Genomic DNA, 18,442 nt, shown 5'->3' on the forward strand with positions numbered 1-18,442 from the left:
ATCTGAAAAGACAAAAATTAGATATACACCACAACCACATAAAATAGTAAAGATTATGGAATTTCAAAAAAACCTCTTAGATTACATCAGTCAGTCGCTGATTACCGCTGATGAAACAATTTCTGTGGTAGAGAGCGTAACCTCAGGATGTTTACAGCTTGCCTTTTCACAAATGCCCAATGCATCATTGTTTTACAAAGGCGGAATGACAGCTTATACTTTACCCGAAAAAGTGAGACTTCTGAATGTAGATCAGACAGAAGGTGAAGAATGTGACTGCGTTTCGGAAAATATCGCAGAAACTATGGCTCTTAATGTCGCAAAGTTTTTCGAATCCGACTGGTCTATTGCCACAACAGGATATTGTACGCCGATCCGTAATTCCTCATATAAGATTTTTGCCTACTTTTCTTTTGCCTACAAAGGAGAAATTGTTCTGACTAAAAAACTGGAACTTCATCCGAAAACACAGGCTTTGAACGCTCAGTTGTATTACACCGAATTTATTTTAGGCTGTTTTAAAAGTGAGATCAATCAGCTTTTAATTTTAAAATAATGAGGAAATTGAAATTAGACGGTAAAACCGTTCTTATCACAGGAGCCGACAGCGGAATCGGTAAAGCAGCTGCATTGCTTTTTGCTGAAGAAGGAGCAGATATTGCGATTATCTATCATTCCGATGAAAAAGATGCAGAAAAAGCGAAATCAGAAATTGAAGCTTCCGGAAGAAAATGTTCTGTTTACAAAGGAGATATTAATGATTATGAATTTTGTGAAGAGGTAGCCTCAAAAGTTATTTCAGAATTCGGAAAGATTGATATTCTTGTTAATAATGCCGGGACACAGTTTCCTTCAAAAAGTATCGAAGAACTCGAAGAAGAAAATATCCGGACAACATTCAATTCAAATATAATCGGTATGATTTTATTAACGAAGGTTATTTTTCCGTATCTGAAAGAGGGAAGTTCTATCATCAATACTACTTCCGCAACGGCTTATCAGGGACATCCTGAACTGCTCGATTATTCAGCAACAAAAGGCGCCATTGTTTCTTTTACAAGATCTCTGGCATTGCAGGCAAAACCTAAAGGAATCCGTGTAAATGCCGTTGCTCCGGGACCTGTAGCAACTCCATTAACCAAAGAAACTTTTGCTGAAGAGGAAGAAGATCCGGACAAACCTCCTTTTGAAAGAAATGCTACACCGGAAGAAGTTGCCTCCAGTTTCCTTTTTTTGGCAGGCGAAGAGGCTGCACAGTTTACCGGACAGGTTCTGCATCCGAACGGAGGAATCGTTGTTAACGGATAAAACTCAGCCTTATTTTATAAATTAGCTTTAGCCCACACATTTTTGTGTGGGTTATTTTATGCAATTCCCGATAAGCATGAAAATTATGTAAAACTGTATTTTAAGATTTCGCTTATATTTGAAAATAATATTATGTATATTCATACTCTGATCTTTTCATCATTAAATTTTATTATATGAAAAAATTCTTTGCAGGACTATTTTTGATTGTCGGAAGTTTTCAACTGATTTCCGCTCAGGAAGCGGACAGCCTGCAGTTTCAGGATAATGCAGATTCTGCAATGGTTCTTAAAAGTCTTCCTGAAGATAAGACGCATCAGTTCAGCTATAAAAAGCTTATCGTTCCTACTGTACTGATTTCTTACGGAATTGCCAGTCTGAGCATTGATGAACTAAAAACCCTGAATTCTTCTACGCAATACGAAATAAGCGAACATAAACCGGATCATATTAAACTGGATAATTATGCACAATTTGCTCCCGCAGTTTTAGTCTATGGTCTGAATGCTCTCGGAGTAAAAGGAAAACATAATTTCCGTGACAGAAGCATTATCTACGGAACTTCCATGATGATAACTTCCGCCATTACCATTCCGCTGAAACACGCTGTAAAAGAAGAAAGACCGGATCATTCCAACAGGCTTTCTTTTCCTTCGGGGCATACGGCAATTGCATTTGCATCGGCGCAGTTTATGTTCAGGGAATATAAAGACCACAATCTTTTGTTGGGAATTTCAGGGTATTCTTTGGCGGTTTTTACAGGAGTGTATCGGATGCTGAATGACAAACACTGGTTCGGAGATGTTATCGGCGGAGCAGGATTCGGGATTTTATCCACGGAACTCGCGTACTGGCTTTATCCGAAAATCAATAAACTCTTAGGCGGAAAGCCGGAAAAATCTCAGGCAATGATGATGCCTTACTATCAGAAAGGAAATGTAGGAATCGGGTTTGTGAAAAATTTTTAACCATCAGACAAAACAAAAGCAGTGAATTTCTCCACTGCTTTTTATTTTAATTATTAAGTCTGTTTAAACTTTTTATTTATCCGAAAAACGAACTGTGTTGATATACAAACCTTTTTTCAAATTATTTTAAACAAATTTTAAACCGTTGCTTTTCCTTCAACGCCATCAGAATTATCAGTCGTATTTCCTGTAATCGCTGCCGCTACAAAATTGAAAAGACTCACCAGTTTTCCTGCTTTCGTGTTCCAGTAATACGTTTCTTTAGGCTCTACACGGATGATGGATACATTCGGATCATCTTTTCCTTCCTCAAACCATGCTTTTGCCATTGGCGACCATTTATCTTCAATTGTCGATCGGTCTTTATAGATGGCAGCTTCTCCATACACTGAAAGATACTCATAATCAGAATTGTTCATGAAAAATAACTGTACTCTTTTATCATCCCTTATCTCAAAGTTTTTGTTGCTCGTATTGCTACTGATGAACCAGAGATTTCCTTCGTCATCGGTTTCCTGAAGCGACATCGGACGAGAATTGATCGGAAGTTGCTCCAGTTCTGTACAGAACATACAAATTCTTGCATTTTCAGATAATTCCTTAATTTTTTTAATCGCTTCCGTGTGGGTAAGATTTTCTGTAGACATAATATTATATTTTTGTGATTGATTTTCTTTTAAAACTGAATTTTAATTACGGTTGTTTATTCAAAAACCCGACCACAATTAAAAAAATCCACAGAAAAATCGGAGAAGATGATATATTTTAAGAAGATTTTTGGAGCGCTATTTTTTCAGATAATTAATGATTCCGATCACATCCTCTTTTCCAAAACCTTCATCATGAGCAGATTGATACGTTCTGATTAACGTTTCAGACAATGGAAAATCTGCCCCTGCATTCTTTGCCAGTACAATATCTTTCAGCATCAAATCCAAAGCAAAAGCGGGATCATAATTTTCTTCCGTTAAAAGCGGGGTTTTTACTTTGGTAGCGCCACTTCCGCTCGCACTTTCATTAATGATTTCCAGCATATCTTTACGGTCGATTCCCAGTTTATCCGAAAACAGAACCGTTTCCGCAAGTCCCAGATAAATTGCTGAAAGAAAATAGTTCACCGAAAGCTTCGCTGCAATTCCTTTTCCGTTTTCACCCAAATGTTTAATAGTTTTTCCCAGTTTCTGTAAATAAGGTTCCGCTCTTTTGAGATCTTTTTCTTCTCCACCCGCCATAATCAGCAGTGTGCCTTCTGCGGCAGGCTTTGTACTTCCGGCAACCGGAGCGTCAATGAAACCCGCTTCTTTTATTTTTACCGCACTCGAAATTTCTCCCGTCATTTCCGGCGAAATCGTACTCATATCAATAAAAAGTTTTTCTGAGATATCCAGCGAAAGTATTTTCTGATAAACGTCTTTTACTGCTTCGTCATTGGTAAGCATCGTAAAAATAATATCGCTGTTTTTTACGAGATCTTCCACCGTTTCATAAACAACAGAATTTTCTTTAAAATCTTCCGCCTTTGCCGGAGTTCTGTTGTAAACGGATAAAGGAACTCCCGCTTTTTCTAAATTTTTCGCCATAGGATGCCCCATATTTCCCAATCCGATAAATCCTGCTTTTTCTTTCATTTCCAATAGTTTTGTTGAATAATAATCTGGAGATTTTACTGCAAATCCTGTACAAAAATACGTTGCCGGATGCATTTATTTCCTGATAATTTTTATAATTGATAAATCTTGCAGACATTTGCAAAAAATAGAGCAGTGAAGATTATAGATATTGAGAGCTGGAACAGGAAAGAGCATTTCGAATTTTTTTCTAAAATGAAAAGCCCTTATTTCGGATTTACTTCGGAAGTGGACTGTACCAAAGCTTATGATGAGGCGAAAAAGAATAAACAGTCGTTTTTTGCGGCATATCTTTACAAATCCATGATAGCTGTAAACTCTGTAGATGCCCTGAAACTGAGAATTGTAAATGATGAGGTAATTTTATATGATAAGGTTCACGTGGGAAGTACAATTGGCAGGGAAGACGGAACTTTCGGGTTTTCATTCTTTCACTATTCTGAAGATTTTGATGTTTTCAATGAAAGACTTCAGGAACAGGTAAAAACTGTACAAAATTCTAAAGGGTTGGGAATCAGTAATGATGGTTTACCGATCAATCATATCAGGCATACTTCTATTCCGTGGACTTCTTTCAGCGCGCTGCTGCATCCTACGAATTTTGATCCTAAAGAATGCATTCCTAAAATCACCTTCGGAAAATTCAGTATCAGAGAAGGAAAAAAGTTTCTTCCGGTTTCTATAGAAGCGCATCACGGTTTGGCAGACGGTTTCCATCTCGCGCAATATTTTGAAGAATTCCAGAAACAACTGAATCTTTAATTTTTTCAGTCATTTATCCCATATTTCGTTATTAGATTTTAAACAGTCCGGACTAATTTATTTTTCCTGATCACTTTTATGTATCAAAGAGGGTAATTTTTTGATTTTCAGAATACTACAAAGGAAAAAGGTTTTTCAGTTCCGGCTTTAGACTATATTTTCATATGCAATTGATTGTAATCATAAAAAAAGATGACAAAAACTTCTAGTTTTGTTCACAGTTAATTGAAAATATCAAAAAAAATATCCCGAAAAATAAGGCTGCCCGAAGAATAACGTGGTATGTATGTGGTATTTTAATTATATAAAATTTTAATCATTTTTTCTTTCTTTGTCTTTGGCTAAAATCTTAATCGTTGTTTTCACGATATTATTTTAAGCATAAATTCAAAAACAAAGAAAAAATAAGCAAATAAATGGTATTGAAATAGTAAAATATTCACAACTGAAAAATTACTTCAACCGATAAAAAATTAACTGCGGAACCGAAGTAAAAGAGCGTAGAAATTTATGCTGAAGCTTTTTTGGAAAGCGTCAGAAATTAGTAGAGATGAGAAATTATGAAAAACGAAAAGACTGAATTCAATTTAGAAGATTTAAACCAAAAGATTTTTGTACAGGACGAGATTTTAGCATTAGCGAAAGAAAATTCGCCCCGTCTGCTGAATAAATTCAGATTGGTTGAGCCGGATTTCTTCAGTAAATTATCTGCAATCCAGCCCAATCTTAAAAACTCAGAACTTATTTTTTGTATTTATTTAAAACTGAATTTAACGACTAAAGAGATTGCAACGTATACGTTTGTAACTCCCAAAGCAATACAAAACCGTAAGAACAGGCTTCGTAAAAAGCTTAATATTGCTTCTGAGATGGATATTTATAAATGGTTTAATGATCTTTAAACCATTTTTTTTGTTTAAAATTCCAGAACAGCAGTATCCAGATCGTGGTACAATAAAACTTTCCAATGGTTTTCGATAGCTTCTTTTTCCCATTTCATCCTTAAATTCATCGCTTTTTTTCCATCAGAATCACTTTTGTAAGCCAGATGATATTTTAAATAAGATTGCTGAGGAAGATTATCTGCTCCGTAAAAAGCAGTCTCATTTTCTTCTTTCACCCAAAACACCTGCATAAAGGGAGTATGACCGCCAACAACTTCAAAGAAAATTTCGTCCGTAATATTTCCCCTGTCTTCATCCATCCAGATAATATTTTCAAGCTCGATCAGCTTTTCAAGCGTATCAAAATCAAAAGAATAATTTCCTTTATTTTCCATCGCAAATTCCAGTTCGCGTTTTTGGATGTAGATTTCCGCATTCGGAAAAGTAGATTCAAATCCGTTTTCGGTTCTGGTAATTGTGATTTCAATATGGTCTTTATGAAGATGAGAAAGCAAAACTTTGGTAATCTGTTCAGGATGAACATTTTCCCTTTCCAGAATTTCTGAAATCACCGTTTTTCCCTCTTCATTTTTCCACCCGATTCCTGCATCCAGAAGAATAGTATCTTTTTCTGTAATGATTAAAAAAGGAGTAACAGACATTCTGATTCCTTTAACTGTATCTTTATTTTCTTCAGTTAAAAGCGTAAAATCTTTGGTTTTACTGGTAGAAAAATTTCCTTCTTTCAGTGGTATGATTTTCATGGAGCAAATTTCCTGATTATTTATAAAACAATGAAATATTTCCGTCAATACCTTTCATCAGCAAAACCAATAAATATGAATACTTTTTCATCAGTAAATTGAGTATTTTTGTACTACTGTTTTAGTTACAAAACAAAATTTTTAATTTAATAAAAATGAAAGTAGAAATCTGGTCGGATGTGATGTGTCCGTTCTGTTATATAGGAAAAAACAATTTTGAAAAAGCATTGGAAAATCTGCCTTTTAAAGATCAGGTAGAAGTAGAGTGGAAAAGTTTTCAGTTAGATCCTACTTTAGACCCGAAAGAAACAAAGACAACTTCCGAATATTTTAAAGAAAAGAAAGGTTTCCCTGAAGCTCAGGCGCAGCAGATGATCGCGCAGGTAAAACAGATGGGAAGCGGAGCTGGAATTGATTTTAATTTCGAAAAAGCACTGATTACCAATACATTTTCCGCTCATAAAATTTTGCATTTAGCTAAAAAATACAATAAGGCAAACGAAATGGAAGAAGCCCTTTTCATTGCTCATTTTGTAGATGGTAAAAATGTAGGAGATGTGGAAACACTGGTTGATCTTGCCGGTTCTTTGGGGATTGATCGGGAAGAAGCTCAGAATGTTTTAGCTTCCGAAGAATATCATCAAGAAATTAGCAGAGACATTACAGAAGCGAGGAATAATGGAGTTTCCGGTGTTCCGTTTTTTGTACTGAACGGAAAATATGCCGTTTCCGGAGCGCAGCCTGCAGAACTTTTTGCCAGTGCATTGCAGCAGACTTACGATGAAACGGTAACTCCACTGCAAAATCTTTCGGATAACGGAGCTTCTTGTGATACAGACGGTTGTGAAATCTAAGCTTAATTAAATGATAAAAATAAACGACGAACTTCAGTTTTCGGTTGAAGATACCCTTTTTGTCTTTGCTTTAGATTCTGAAGCAGGAAAAGTATTTAATGATAAAAATAAACTGATTACAGGCATCGGAAAAGTAAATGCAGCAATGGAATTAACGAAAGAAATCTATCGTAAACGTCCAAAACTGATCGTTAATCTGGGTTCTGCAGGAAGTAAAAGCTTTCACAAGGGAGATGTTGTATGCTGTACAAAATTCATCCAGCGCGATATGGATGTGAGAGGACTTGGTTTCAGCCTGTACGAAACCCCGCTTTCAGGAATTCCGCCCGTTTTGGAATATGGTTTGAAAAGACACGATCTTCCAGAAGGAATCTGCGGAAGCGGCGACAGTTTCGAGATGAATCATTCCGAAACGGTGTATAATATTGTAGATATGGAAGCTTATCCTCTGGCTTTGATCGCGATGAAGGAAGAAATTCCTTTCCTGTGTCTGAAATATATTTCCGATGATGCAGGAAGCGATGCCGCAGACGATTGGGCGGTTCAGGTTCATCTTGCTTCGGAAGCGTTTAATAAAATTTTGTTTTCGTAAAAATGGAGACAATTATCATTAAAAAAGCTTCTCTCAGTGATCTTGAAATCATTCAGAAAATAGGAAAAGAGACCTTTTATGAAACTTTTGCACCTCATAACTCAGAAGAGCAGATTCAGAAGTATCTTACCGAAAGTTTTGCGGAAGAAAAACTGACAAAAGAATTAAATAACTCTCATTCTGAGTTTTATATCGCTTATGATGACGAAAATGCAGTAGGTTATCTGAAAATTAATTTTGGAAATGCACAAACCGAACTTCAGGACGAATCCTCTGTGGAAATTGAAAGAATTTATGTGAAAAGTTCGCACCACGGTAAAAAAGTCGGACAGCTTTTGTACAGCAAAGCTCTGGATATTGCCGTTTCACACCACAAAAAATACATTTGGCTGGGAGTTTGGGAAGAGAATAAACGAGCGGTCAATTTTTACAAAAAGAACGGTTTTGAAGAATTTGACAAGCATATTTTCCGTTTGGGAAATGATGAACAGACTGATCTGATGATGAAGAAAATTTTAGACTGATTTTATTTAAATTTTCTCTTAAATCTCATAAATTTCAGCATCCGTAAATACATAGAATCTTCCTTTTTTAGGGAGATTTTTTGTGTCTAAACCTGTAAACTCACTGAAAGCGGGAAGCAATAATTGATTTTCCGTAACAACAAAACACGGAAGTTTGATTTTTTTTACCACAGAATTAATGACAAATCCGGGATGAATATGTCCCGTAATCTGAAATTTTTCATTCTTTTTCTGAAAATCGTGAACGAATAAAAAATCATCAATATTTAAGGTTTCATCCCTGAAATTAAGGCAGAGTTTAGCTTCAAGTTTCTTTGAAATTTTGTCGTGATTGCCTTCTACCAGATGAAATTCGAGGTTAGGGAACTCAGCTTTCCATTCGCAGAACTTATCTACTCCGGAATTGTCTCCTGCGTGAAGCAGATCGCCGACAACAATAAATTTTTCCGGCTGAAAATATTCGATTAAAACGGATAATCGCTGCAGATCATTTTCAAAAATATGATCGGAAAGCGCAATTCCGTTTTTGCGGAAATGGGCGGTTTTTCCAATGTGAAGATCCGAAAGGATCAAGGCTTTTTCTTTTTTCCAGAATAATGCTCTCTGATTGGTTAATGTAAAGACTTCGTCCTGAATATGGATATTTTTTGTTACTATTTTCATAATTGTTTTCTGATTTCCGCTAACTTTTGTTCTGATGACTAAATTCGCAGCCCGACCTGAGTGGAGCTCTTTTTGTGCAGCATCGCGGAACAAAAAAGCGGGAACGGAGGGCGGATTAAGCTGCCCAGATAAAAATTATTTCCCTTTTTTCGCCTGCTGAATAAGTTTTTGAATTCTTGCATCCAGTCCTTCGCTGGAAAGCGTCTGTCGCAAACTGTCCACTTTTATCGGGAAACTCAGCGGGGTAAAAGTATTGGCAAATTTCAGGATTATTTTTGATTTTTCAATCCGTTTAAAGGCTTCCACCAATCGCTGTTCCTGCAATTGAGCATTAAAAACTTCTGTATATGCTTGTCTTACAAGAAAATGATTCGGATCGTAATCTTCGAGAACTTTGAAAATTAATCCTGCCGAACTTTGCAGAGATTTGTTGGAACGCTGTTTTCCTGCATAATTCTGGATCACCATTCCGGAAATAACCGCAATGTCACGGAATTTTCTTCTTGCCATTTCTGCTGAATTGATGCTGGAAATTACATCGGTCATTAGATTTTCCCTGCTCAGAATTTTATGGAGATTTTCATCATTCAGCGGAATTTCTTTGTCGCTGAACAGTTCAAAACCATAATCATTCATCGCCATTGAAAAGGAAATGGGAGCCAGTTTGGAGATTCTGTAGGCAATTAAAGCCGACATCACTTCGTGAACAAGCCGACCTTCAAACGGATACATGAACAGATGGTATCCTTCGCGGTTTTTAATGAGTTCAACCAGAAATTCGTCCTCTTTTGGGATGTGAGAACGTTCTTCCTGATTCATCAGCAAAGGATGCAGAAATTTCAGTTCTTTTTCTGAAGCTTTTGGATTAAGCGCTCCGGATAATTTTTCTCTTAAAAACTGACCTAAATTTGAGCTTAAAGGTAATCTTCCTCCCAGATAACTCGGCGCAAAAGCTTTTCCTTTGGCAGCGCGGACAAAAACCGTCATATCTTTTATCATCGCGACTTCCAGAACTCTTCCTGCCAAAATAAATTTTTCGTCTTTTTTGAGTTTTGAAATAAAATATTCTTCCACCATTCCGATATACCCGCCGGAAATAAATTTCACTTTCAGCATCGCATCGCTTACGATAACACCCATATTCATCCGGTGAAGCATGGCAATTTTTCGGGATGTCACTTTATACAAACCGTCTTCCTGAATGACGATTTTATGGAATTCTTCATAGCTTTTCAATACACTTCCGCCGATGGTAAGAAAATCCAGAATACTTTTCCATTCTTCATCCGTCATTTCCTGAAAAGCATATATTTTTTTAATTCTTTCGTACAATTCCTGCGGATAAAATCCGTCACCGACCGCCAAAGTCATTAAAAACTGAACCAAAACATCAAAACACAGAACCTGAGGATCTCTTGGCTCAATTACTTTCTGTTTTACGGCTTCTTTTAAAGCGGCAACTTCGATCAATTCCAAGGAATGTGTCGGAACACAATAGATTTTTGAAGTTTCAAAAGGGGAGTGACCACTTCGTCCTGCACGCTGCAAAAATCTTGCAACGCCTTTTGCGGAACCAATCTGAATAACGGTATCAACCGGCTTAAAATCAATTCCCAGATCCAAAGAAGAGGTGGAAACGACAGCTTTTAACTTTCCGGAACTTAAATTTTCCTCAATCCAGATCCTGAGATGAGCATCAATCGAGCTGTGATGAATGGCAATCTGCCCTGCAAAATCGGGATAGGCTTCAAGCAACAACTGATACCACATTTCACTCTGGCTTCGGGTATTCGTAAAAACAATGGTAGATTTAGATTCTAAAATGATGGGAACGATTTTATCAGCTAATTTTGCTCCTAAATGTCCCGCCCACGGAAGAATTTCCACTTCATCCGGAAAAACGGGAAGAATATCAATTTTCTTCTGTTCTTTGGCGGTAATTTTTGTTTTTTTAATGTCATACGGAATTAAAACATCCATCGCTTCATCCAGATTTCCGATGGTTGCTGTAATTCCCCAGATTTTCATTTTGGGAACATACTTAGTGAGTTGGGAAATGCCCAATTCCACCATTACACCGCGTTTTGAACCGAGCAATTCGTGCCATTCGTCGACAACGATGGTTTTCAGTTCCTTAAAAAAGCGTTCGTGATTTTTCTGCCCGAGAAGAAGATGTAAGCTTTCCGGTGTCACCACGAGAATTTCAGGCATATTTTTTACCTGCTGCTGTCGTACTTTCGGATCTGTGTCGCCATTTCTTACGCCAACAGACCAATCCAATCCGATTTCGTCAATAGCTTCCTGCATTGCTTTGGCTATATCTTTGGATAAAGAACGGAGCGGCGTGATCCAGATCATTTTTAAGCCTTTTCCATATTTTTCAGGATGGTTTAAAAAGTGGGTTAACAATGCTAAGAAAACAGAAAATGTTTTTCCGAAACCGGTCGGAGCAATGACCATTCCGCTGTAGCCGTTCTCAAATTTCTGCCACGTATCGATCTGAAATTTAAAAGGGGAATTGCCTTTGTCCGCCATCCACTGCTGAATGACTTTGAAGCCGTTGGTATTTTCGAAGTTGCTCAAGTTTTAAATTATGTTTTTTTTAACGCAATGTTCGCAAAATATTTTTAATTCTAATTCTTTATATTTTCGTTCGCGAAGGCACTTCGTTCAGCAAATGATAGCACAATTCTTAGCTGAGTGAAACGCCCTTGCGAACGAAATATATTTTCAAAGTTTTAAATAAAACCTCGTGACCTTAGCGTTTATAATTACTGTATCAATTTCTTAATCTCTTCCAAATCATTAATTTCATTCACTGTTTTATCCTTTTTAACGCAATGAGCGCGAAGATTTTTTTGATTCTAATTCTTTATATTTTCGTTCGCGAAGGCACTTCGTTCAGCAAATGATAGCACAATTCTTAGCTGAGTGAAACGCCCTTGCGAACGAAATATATTTTTAAAAGTTTTAAATAAAAACCTTACGACCTTAGCGTTTATAATTACTGTATCATTTTTTTGAATCTCCTCCAAATCATCAATTTTATTCACTGTTTTATCCTTTCGTCATCCACTGCTGAATGACTTTGAAGCCGTTGGTATTTTCGAAGTTGCTCAAATTATTGTTTTTATTTATCGCAAAGTCAAACAAAGGATTATAAAATCATCTTTTTAAAGATATACGATGGCATTTCATTTATCAAGGAAATACAAATTGTGTTTCCTTGATAAGCGAAGCGGCTTAGTTTAACATTTAGTAAGCAAAGTATAAAAAATTTTGTTTCTCCTTGCGATTAATTTATTATTGTATTAATTTTTTTATTTCTTCTAAATCATCAATTTCATCTACTGTTTTATCTTTTCGCCATCGTAAAATTCTCGGAAATCTTAGCGCAACACCGCTTTTATGACGGTTGCTGAAGCCGATTCCTTCAAAAGCAATTTCAAAAACCAATTCAGCTTTTACTGTTCGAACGGGACCGAATTTTTCAATGGCATTCTTATTAACAAATTTACTGACTTCCATAATTTCTTTATCCGTTAATCCGGAATATGCTTTGGCGATGGTGACCAGTTTATCTTCGTTTTTCACGGCAAAAGTGTAATCAGTGTAGTATGCGCTTCGTCTTCCGCTTCCTTTTTGGGCGTAAATCAGAACGGCATCAATCGTTAAAGGACTGATTTTCCATTTCCACCAATCGCCTTTTTTTCTTCCGGAATGATAAGGTGAATTTTTCTGTTTCAGCATCAAACCTTCACTGTTGATGTCCCTGGAATTTTCTCTGATTTGGTTTAATTCTTCCCAGTTTTCAAATTCTATTGATTCGGAAATTTTGATATTTTCAGGGTTTTTATTCAATAATAATTCTTCCAGCATGGCACGTCTTGCGGAGATGGGTTTTTCACGCAAATCGTTTCCTTCCAGTTCTAAAAGATCATAGGCAAAGACTTCGATCGGAATTTCGGAAAGCATTTTCTTTGTTAATGTCTTTCGATTGAGACGTTTTTGTAATTCGTTAAAATTTAAAACTTTATCGTCTTTTACCGCGAGAATTTCGCCGTCAATTACAAAATTTCCGCTCATTTGCTGAACGGTTTCTGCGATTTCGGGAAACTGTTCCGTCACCAGTTCTTCTCCTCTCGACCAAATGAAAACTTCATCATTACGCTTGATAATCTGTCCGCGGATTCCGTCCCATTTGTATTCAATCAGCCATTCATCGGGTTTTCCGAGTTCTTCCAAATCTTTTTCCAATGGATAAGCCAGACAAAAAGGATAGGGTTTTGAATTATCGGGATTTATATTTTCAGCCGAAATTAATTCCTGAAATGAAGCTTCTGTCGGCTGCCATTTTCCCATCAAACTGTGCATCAATGCGCTGGATTCTTGTCCGGAAAATTTCGTAAGAGCGTTAATCAAAGTTTTATCTGAAACCCCGATCCTGAAACTTCCACCCAATAATTTATTGAAAATCAGTCGTTCCGTATAATCCAAACCATTCCATGAATTCAGTACAAATTCTTTTTTCTCAGCGTCGGTTTTTGTTTTTAGGTTGATGATATCATTCATCCAATCTGATAAAGAACGTTCAATTTTTTCCGTTGGCGGCGGAAGAATCAGGGAAATGGTTTCGCCTAAATCTCCGACTGAAGAGTAGCTTTCCTGAAACAGCCAGAACGGTAATTCTGTGATTTCCAAAGCCCATTCTTTCATATAGTTGGTGTTCACATTCCGCTTGGGTCTTTTGCCTGTAAACAAAGCGATGAACCAGACTTTATCTTCATCAGGCGCACGTTCCAGATAATCAATGATGGCATCGATTTTTGCATTGGTCTTATTGGTGCTTTCGAGAGCATTGATAAGTTCTGCGAAATGTTTCATAAATTTTAATTGGCTTTTTTTAAACGTATGTTAACAATTTTTTTGGGCAGCTTAATCCGTCTTCAACTCCCGCTTTTTTGTTCCGCTTGGCTCCACAAAAGAGTTCCGTTCAAGCCGGGCTGCGTGCAATTCGGCGTTAATTATGATGGGCTATTAACAGGTCGCTCCTAGGGAGCTCCGCCTTATCATTTTGTTTTTTCTATTAACAGTAAGCTCCTACGGAGCTTTCCTGCATCGCTATAATTATTAGTCTTTAATAATTTCTTTCTCTTTTTCTTCCTCATCATCATCGCCGTAAAGCGTTTCCACCACATCAGATTTAATACCAATTTCATTTAGATATTTAGAAAAAACTTCGGTCTGTCCGTGCGTAACGTGAACGATTTCAGCTTCAGCGGCTTTTATAGCCTGTAACAAACCTTTCCAGTCGACGTGATCGCTCATCGGAAAACCTGCATCGGCACTCCGCCATCGTCTTGCACCGCGAACCTGCATCCATCCGGAACAAATTGCCGTTGCTGCATCCGGAATTTTTTTGATGACATTGGAATCCAGCAGAGCGGGCGGAACAATCACAATATCTCCTGCAACGTGCTTGATGCTTTCCCTGAAATCGGGAATTTCGTAATCAGGAAGTACGATTCCCACTTCTTCAAAGGCTTTATTTAGTTTTCCGATTGAGTAGTGAACGTGGATTTTTCCCATTCCTTCAACGGCCTTCATTACACGTTGTGCTTTTCCCAGAGAATAACCGATAAAAACAGAGGTTTTTTGATTTTCCTGATTTCGGAGAACCCAGTTCTGGAGTTTTTTATTCAGATCCGGAACTTCCAGCCAGTTGTAAATTGGCAGTCCGAAAGTACTTTCAGTGACAAATTCATTGCATTTTACCAGTTCGAAAGGGGTACTCAATCCATCATCCTGAACTTTATAATCTCCTGAAACCACGCTTACATAGCCTTTGTATTCCAGCCGGATTTGTGCTGAACCTATGATGTGACCGGCAGGATGAAGTGAAACTTTTACGCCGTTAATATTGATGACTTCGCCATATTCCACACTCTGAACTTCAAGATCTTCGCTGATTCTTTTGTGCAGAATAGGTTTGGTAAAATGATGGCACAAGTATTTTTTCATGCCCCAACGTGCGTGATCGGCGTGTCCATGAGTAATGACTGCCAAATCAACCGGTCGCCAAGGATCAATATAAAATTTTCCCTGTGGACAATAAATGCCTTTATTTGTGAATGTGATAAGTTTCAATGGTGCAATTTTGTTATTTTTTTACATTCAAAAATCTAACCAATATATTTAAAAATCTTTAATGAAGCATCTTTTTCACATGATCCGTTACTATTTCAACCGATTTTTCCATTTCCGTAGTATTCAGGTTTCCAAATCCTAAACGCATGGCGGTTAGATTTTTATTCTGATAAAGTAAGGTTTTAGGAATAAATAAATTGTTTTGCGCGCAATTTTTAGAAAGCTGCATTAAATTCATGGGAACCTGCCATTCTGCCCAGACCGCAAGTCCGCCCGACGGTTTTTCGAATTGTATATAATTTCCTAAATTTTGCTGAATGAGATGAATAAAATAATCTCTTCTTTCCTGATAAATTTTTAACGATTTTTTCAGATATCGGTTAATTTCTCCTTCGGCAATCATTTCACCCAAAACGTGCTCCATTAAAATATCACCCTGTCTGTCGATAATTCCCAGATGTTTTCTCATTTCAGACATCAGATTTTCGGGAGCGACAATAAATCCTGTCCGAAAACCGGGAGCCAGAGATTTTCCGAAAGAACCGATGTAGATAACCATTCCGTTCGTATCTGCGCTTGCAAGCGGAAGAAGCGGACTCTTGTCATAATGAAAATCGTAATCGTAATCATCTTCCAGAATAATAAAGCCAAATTCATTTGCAAGATTCAGCAGCTCTAATCTGCGCTGTGCGCTTAATGTAACAGTTGTGGGATAATGATGATGTGGTGTAAGATAAAGCATTCTCACTTTTTGCTGTTGACAAATTTTCCTGACTTCTTCCGTGTTAATCCCTTCATTGTCAATGGGGACTGATTTTATTTTCACTCCTGCTTTTTGAAAAATCATGTTCACCGAGAAATAGCTCAGTTCTGCAACTAAAACAATATCACCTTCAGATAAAAGAATTTCCGAAGCAATGTAAATGCTCATTTCTGTGCTTCTTGTAATGAGAAGGTTATTTTTAGAAATAGGCAATCCTCTGGATAAATTTAAATATTTTGAAAGATTTTCTTTAAAAAATTCACTTCCATCCTGATTGTACTGTCCGATTTTATGAGCTTTTCTTTTTAAGATAGAACTGTAAATTCTGGAATGCTGATCGATCTGAGTTAAGCGGATGTCGGGAATTCCGTCATTAAAAATGTATTCACAATTGGAATATTCAAAAGGATTATCTAAAATATTGGATGTTTTGAAGGTAAATCCTGTTGATTTGGGATAATTTTCGAGCTGAATTTTTTGTAAATTATTCGATTCCAAAAACTGATACTGGTCTTTTCCGATGATAAAGGTTCCTTTGTTGGGAAGACTTTCCACCCATCCTTGAGAAAACAGTTCTTCGTAGACAGAAACAATGGTATTTCTGTGAACATTCAGCATTTCGCTCAACATTCTTGTTCCCGGAAGTTTGGTTCCGAATGGCAAAAAACCACGCTGAATGGCATTAATCAACTGATTGGAAATCTGCATATAAATAGAAACTTCGGAATTTCTATTGATTTTTATGAAACTCTGATAAGGAATTTTAACCGGACTATCCATAATCTCAAAACTGGTACCATTTAACCATCCGGCAATATACTACTTTTGAACCAAAACAAAAAAGAATGGAATTGTACAGTCTTTTAGAAAAAATTGTTCAGCAAAATGAAACGCACGCAAAATGGCTGAATACGCTTTCCTTTATGGAAAATGCAGGAGCCAGAAAAATTTCGGCTTGCGAACATCCGACTAAAGTGAGTTTAATACAGCTAAAACACGCTGCGGAAGAACATCGCCATGCTTATTATCTTAAAAAGCAGATCCTGAAAATTGATCCTGAAATGTGCAAAACGTACAATAACAATGAACTTTTAGCCGCAACGGCAACGAGGCAATATCTTCATTCTCTTGACATTAAAGCGTGTAAATATCTTCAGCAGAATTTCAATCTCAACAAAGAAGAATTAAAATATGCGGCGTATCTTTTTGTAACGTATGCTATTGAGGTTCGTGCCGATGAACTGTATCCGGTTTATCAGGAAATTCTGACAAAATATACCTCAAAAATTATGGTAAAGTCAATTATTTTGGAGGAAGAAGGACATTTGGAGGAAATGATTAATCAGTTGGACGAATTTTCGGAAGACTGGAAAATTCATGCAGAAATTGTTTTAGAAATTGAAAAAGATCTTCATAACCAATGGATTGATGCCATTTCAAAAGAGATTTTACAGGTAAATTATGCTGAATAATTTTCGCCATTTTCAGGAAGCCTTAGAAAAAAGAAAAGAAAGCGGAACCTTACGGGTTTTAAAATCTCAAAAGGAAGGAGTGGATTTTTATTCCAACGATTATTTGGGATTGGCGGGAAATAAAGATTTTCAGCAGATTTTATTAAAAAAAATCAACGAAAAGCCGGAATTACTGAAAGGAAGTACAGGTTCCAGACTGATCAGCGGAAATAGTTTAACTGTTGCTGAAACAGAAGAATGTATAGCCAAAGAACATCAATACGAATCGGCTTTGCTTTTTTCTTCGGGATATAATGCTAATCTGGCTTTGTTTTCAACGCTTCCCAATCGACATGATACCATAATTGTGGATGAAAAAATTCATCGTTCTGTTCATGATGCATGTAGAATGTCGAATGCTAAAAAACTGAAATTCAGGCATAATGATGTTGATGATTTAGAAAGGATTCTGAAAAAGCAAATCGGACTTTCCTATGTTGCAGTTGAAAGCCTGTATTCGATGGATGGAGATATTGCTCCTTTGAAAGAGATTGCAAAAATCACAGCAAAATACAATGCTCAGTTAGTTGTGGATGAAGCTCACGCTTTCGGTGTTTTTGGAAACGGTTTGGTGAGTGAGTTGAATCTACAGGAAAAAGTTTCAGCAACGGTTGTAACCTATGGAAAAGCTTTGGGAACGCATGGTGCGGCGATTTTAACGAATGATTTAATTAAATCTTATCTCATCAATTTTGCATCCCCTTTTATCTATACAACTTCAGCGCACGATTTTCTATGGATGAGTATTTTTAGCGGATATGAATTTTTAAAAGCAAACAGTAGATTATCCATACAACTTCAGGAAAACATTAAAATTTTTCGTGAACAGAATTTAGCCACTCCGTCTTCTGAAAACAGTCCGATTCAGGCCATTATTATTCCGGATAATCATCAGTTGAAAACTTTACAGAACGTTTTATCGGAAAGTGGATTTTTAGCGTATGCGGTTTTCAGTCCAACTGTAAAAGAAGGAACGGAAAGACTGAGGATTTGTCTGCACAGTTTTAATACAGAAGAGGAAATTTTGACGTTAACGGGTATTATTAAAGAGTTTGTTTAAAACGTAAATATCAT

General features: G+C 36.8%; 18 protein-coding genes. 10 read left to right on the forward strand and 8 right to left on the reverse strand.

Annotated features, from left to right (window positions below; all coding sequences use genetic code 11):
* Positions 1 to 55 precede the first annotated feature (55 nt).
* From WFH39_RS04115 to WFH39_RS04125, 3 genes are all read left to right on the forward strand, one after another.
* Complete coding sequence (locus WFH39_RS04115; protein ID WP_214589807.1) at positions 56 to 556, forward strand: CinA family protein; 501 nt, start codon at positions 56 to 58, stop codon at positions 554 to 556.
* Entirely contained in the window at positions 556 to 1,308 is a 753-nt protein-coding gene (locus WFH39_RS04120) for an SDR family oxidoreductase (protein WP_336688917.1), read from the forward strand. The genes WFH39_RS04115 and WFH39_RS04120 overlap by 1 nt, the downstream gene beginning before the upstream one ends.
* 176 nt (positions 1,309 to 1,484) lie before the next feature.
* On the forward strand, positions 1,485 to 2,276 hold the full coding sequence (locus WFH39_RS04125; protein WP_336688918.1) for a phosphatase PAP2 family protein: 792 nt from the start codon (positions 1,485 to 1,487) through the stop codon (positions 2,274 to 2,276).
* Between the two features lie 137 nt (positions 2,277 to 2,413).
* Here WFH39_RS04125 and WFH39_RS04130 read toward each other — a convergent pair whose 3' ends face one another.
* Both WFH39_RS04130 and WFH39_RS04135 read right to left on the reverse strand, forming a co-directional pair.
* Positions 2,414 to 2,923 (reverse strand): pyridoxamine 5'-phosphate oxidase family protein, encoded by a 510-nt coding sequence (locus tag WFH39_RS04130; protein ID WP_336688919.1) that lies wholly within the window; start codon positions 2,921 to 2,923, stop codon positions 2,414 to 2,416.
* 138 nt (positions 2,924 to 3,061) lie between these two features.
* Entirely contained in the window at positions 3,062 to 3,979 is a 918-nt protein-coding gene (locus tag WFH39_RS04135) for an NAD(P)-dependent oxidoreductase (RefSeq protein ID WP_336688920.1), read from the reverse strand.
* A 60-nt stretch (positions 3,980 to 4,039) separates the two neighbouring features.
* Here WFH39_RS04135 and WFH39_RS04140 point away from each other — a divergent pair, with 60 nt between their 5' ends.
* Positions 4,040 to 4,666 (forward strand): chloramphenicol acetyltransferase, encoded by a 627-nt coding sequence (locus WFH39_RS04140; protein WP_336688921.1) that lies wholly within the window; start codon positions 4,040 to 4,042, stop codon positions 4,664 to 4,666.
* A gap of 560 nt (positions 4,667 to 5,226) precedes the next feature.
* Positions 5,227 to 5,568 carry a helix-turn-helix transcriptional regulator gene (locus WFH39_RS04145; RefSeq protein WP_214589802.1) on the forward strand — a complete coding sequence of 114 codons (342 nt, stop codon included), beginning with the start codon at positions 5,227 to 5,229 and terminating at the stop codon, positions 5,566 to 5,568.
* A 14-nt stretch (positions 5,569 to 5,582) separates the two neighbouring features.
* Here the strand turns inward: WFH39_RS04145 and WFH39_RS04150 are convergent, their stop codons facing one another.
* The gene (locus WFH39_RS04150; RefSeq protein WP_336688922.1) at positions 5,583 to 6,314 is read right to left on the reverse strand and encodes an MBL fold metallo-hydrolase; all 732 of its coding nucleotides are present in this window, start codon (positions 6,312 to 6,314) and stop codon (positions 5,583 to 5,585) included.
* A gap of 155 nt (positions 6,315 to 6,469) precedes the next feature.
* On the opposite strand from WFH39_RS04150, the gene WFH39_RS04155 reads away from it, so the two are divergent.
* Genes WFH39_RS04155 through WFH39_RS04165 form a run of 3 tightly spaced genes read left to right on the forward strand, consistent with a single transcriptional unit; the run spans position 6,470 to position 8,284 of the window.
* Positions 6,470 to 7,168, forward strand: coding sequence for a DsbA family oxidoreductase (locus WFH39_RS04155; protein ID WP_336688923.1), 699 nt, complete (start codon positions 6,470 to 6,472; stop codon positions 7,166 to 7,168).
* A gap of 10 nt (positions 7,169 to 7,178) precedes the next feature.
* Positions 7,179 to 7,760 carry a 5'-methylthioadenosine/S-adenosylhomocysteine nucleosidase family protein gene (locus WFH39_RS04160; RefSeq protein ID WP_116099468.1) on the forward strand — a complete coding sequence of 194 codons (582 nt, stop codon included), beginning with the start codon at positions 7,179 to 7,181 and terminating at the stop codon, positions 7,758 to 7,760.
* A 2-nt stretch (positions 7,761 to 7,762) separates the two neighbouring features.
* Positions 7,763 to 8,284 carry a GNAT family N-acetyltransferase gene (locus tag WFH39_RS04165; RefSeq protein ID WP_336688924.1) on the forward strand — a complete coding sequence of 174 codons (522 nt, stop codon included), beginning with the start codon at positions 7,763 to 7,765 and terminating at the stop codon, positions 8,282 to 8,284.
* An 18-nt stretch (positions 8,285 to 8,302) separates the two neighbouring features.
* Here WFH39_RS04165 and pdeM read toward each other — a convergent pair whose 3' ends face one another.
* The 5 genes from pdeM to WFH39_RS04190 form a co-directional block, all read right to left on the reverse strand.
* Complete coding sequence (gene pdeM / locus WFH39_RS04170; protein ID WP_336688925.1) at positions 8,303 to 8,947, reverse strand: ligase-associated DNA damage response endonuclease PdeM; 645 nt, start codon at positions 8,945 to 8,947, stop codon at positions 8,303 to 8,305.
* A gap of 135 nt (positions 8,948 to 9,082) precedes the next feature.
* A complete protein-coding gene (locus WFH39_RS04175; RefSeq protein ID WP_336688926.1) occupies positions 9,083 to 11,530 on the reverse strand; it encodes a ligase-associated DNA damage response DEXH box helicase in 2,448 nt (815 codons plus the stop codon).
* A 720-nt stretch (positions 11,531 to 12,250) separates the two neighbouring features.
* Complete coding sequence (locus WFH39_RS04180; protein WP_336688927.1) at positions 12,251 to 13,831, reverse strand: ATP-dependent DNA ligase; 1,581 nt, start codon at positions 13,829 to 13,831, stop codon at positions 12,251 to 12,253.
* Positions 13,832 to 14,077: 246 nt separating this feature from the next.
* Positions 14,078 to 15,094 carry a ligase-associated DNA damage response exonuclease gene (locus tag WFH39_RS04185; protein ID WP_336688928.1) on the reverse strand — a complete coding sequence of 339 codons (1,017 nt, stop codon included), beginning with the start codon at positions 15,092 to 15,094 and terminating at the stop codon, positions 14,078 to 14,080.
* A 58-nt stretch (positions 15,095 to 15,152) separates the two neighbouring features.
* On the reverse strand, positions 15,153 to 16,637 hold the full coding sequence (locus WFH39_RS04190; RefSeq protein WP_336688929.1) for an aminotransferase-like domain-containing protein: 1,485 nt from the start codon (positions 16,635 to 16,637) through the stop codon (positions 15,153 to 15,155).
* Between the two features lie 65 nt (positions 16,638 to 16,702).
* Between WFH39_RS04190 and WFH39_RS04195 the strand changes: the two genes are divergently transcribed.
* Positions 16,703 to 17,329, forward strand: coding sequence for a hypothetical protein (locus WFH39_RS04195; RefSeq protein WP_442891696.1), 627 nt, complete (start codon positions 16,703 to 16,705; stop codon positions 17,327 to 17,329).
* Complete coding sequence (locus tag WFH39_RS04200) at positions 17,319 to 18,428, forward strand: aminotransferase class I/II-fold pyridoxal phosphate-dependent enzyme (protein ID WP_336688930.1); 1,110 nt, start codon at positions 17,319 to 17,321, stop codon at positions 18,426 to 18,428. The genes WFH39_RS04195 and WFH39_RS04200 overlap by 11 nt, the downstream gene beginning before the upstream one ends.
* Positions 18,429 to 18,442 lie beyond the last annotated feature (14 nt).

The sequence above is a fragment of the Chryseobacterium sp. MMO-72 genome, from assembly GCF_037146035.1.
GTDB classification, from domain to species: Bacteria; Bacteroidota; Bacteroidia; order Flavobacteriales; family Weeksellaceae; genus Chryseobacterium; species Chryseobacterium indicum.

Bases quoted from the DNA above. Each gene is read 5' to 3' on its own strand.
- WFH39_RS04115 (WP_214589807.1), top strand. From the start codon at position 56: ATGGAATTTCAAAAAAACCTCTTAGATTACATCAGTCAGTCGCTGATT.
- WFH39_RS04120 (WP_336688917.1), top strand. From the start codon at position 556: ATGAGGAAATTGAAATTAGACGGTAAAACCGTTCTTATCACAGGAGCC.
- WFH39_RS04125 (WP_336688918.1), top strand. From the start codon at position 1,485: ATGAAAAAATTCTTTGCAGGACTATTTTTGATTGTCGGAAGTTTTCAA.
- WFH39_RS04130 (WP_336688919.1), bottom strand. From the start codon at position 2,923: ATGTCTACAGAAAATCTTACCCACACGGAAGCGATTAAAAAAATTAAG.
- WFH39_RS04135 (WP_336688920.1), bottom strand. From the start codon at position 3,979: ATGCATCCGGCAACGTATTTTTGTACAGGATTTGCAGTAAAATCTCCA.
- WFH39_RS04145 (WP_214589802.1), top strand. From the start codon at position 5,227: ATGAAAAACGAAAAGACTGAATTCAATTTAGAAGATTTAAACCAAAAG.
- WFH39_RS04150 (WP_336688922.1), bottom strand. From the start codon at position 6,314: ATGAAAATCATACCACTGAAAGAAGGAAATTTTTCTACCAGTAAAACC.
- WFH39_RS04155 (WP_336688923.1), top strand. From the start codon at position 6,470: ATGAAAGTAGAAATCTGGTCGGATGTGATGTGTCCGTTCTGTTATATA.
- WFH39_RS04160 (WP_116099468.1), top strand. From the start codon at position 7,179: ATGATAAAAATAAACGACGAACTTCAGTTTTCGGTTGAAGATACCCTT.
- WFH39_RS04165 (WP_336688924.1), top strand. From the start codon at position 7,763: ATGGAGACAATTATCATTAAAAAAGCTTCTCTCAGTGATCTTGAAATC.
- pdeM (WP_336688925.1), bottom strand. From the start codon at position 8,947: ATGAAAATAGTAACAAAAAATATCCATATTCAGGACGAAGTCTTTACA.
- WFH39_RS04180 (WP_336688927.1), bottom strand. From the start codon at position 13,831: ATGAAACATTTCGCAGAACTTATCAATGCTCTCGAAAGCACCAATAAG.
- WFH39_RS04190 (WP_336688929.1), bottom strand. From the start codon at position 16,637: ATGGATAGTCCGGTTAAAATTCCTTATCAGAGTTTCATAAAAATCAAT.
- WFH39_RS04195 (WP_442891696.1), top strand. From the start codon at position 16,703: ATGGAATTGTACAGTCTTTTAGAAAAAATTGTTCAGCAAAATGAAACG.
- WFH39_RS04200 (WP_336688930.1), top strand. From the start codon at position 17,319: ATGCTGAATAATTTTCGCCATTTTCAGGAAGCCTTAGAAAAAAGAAAA.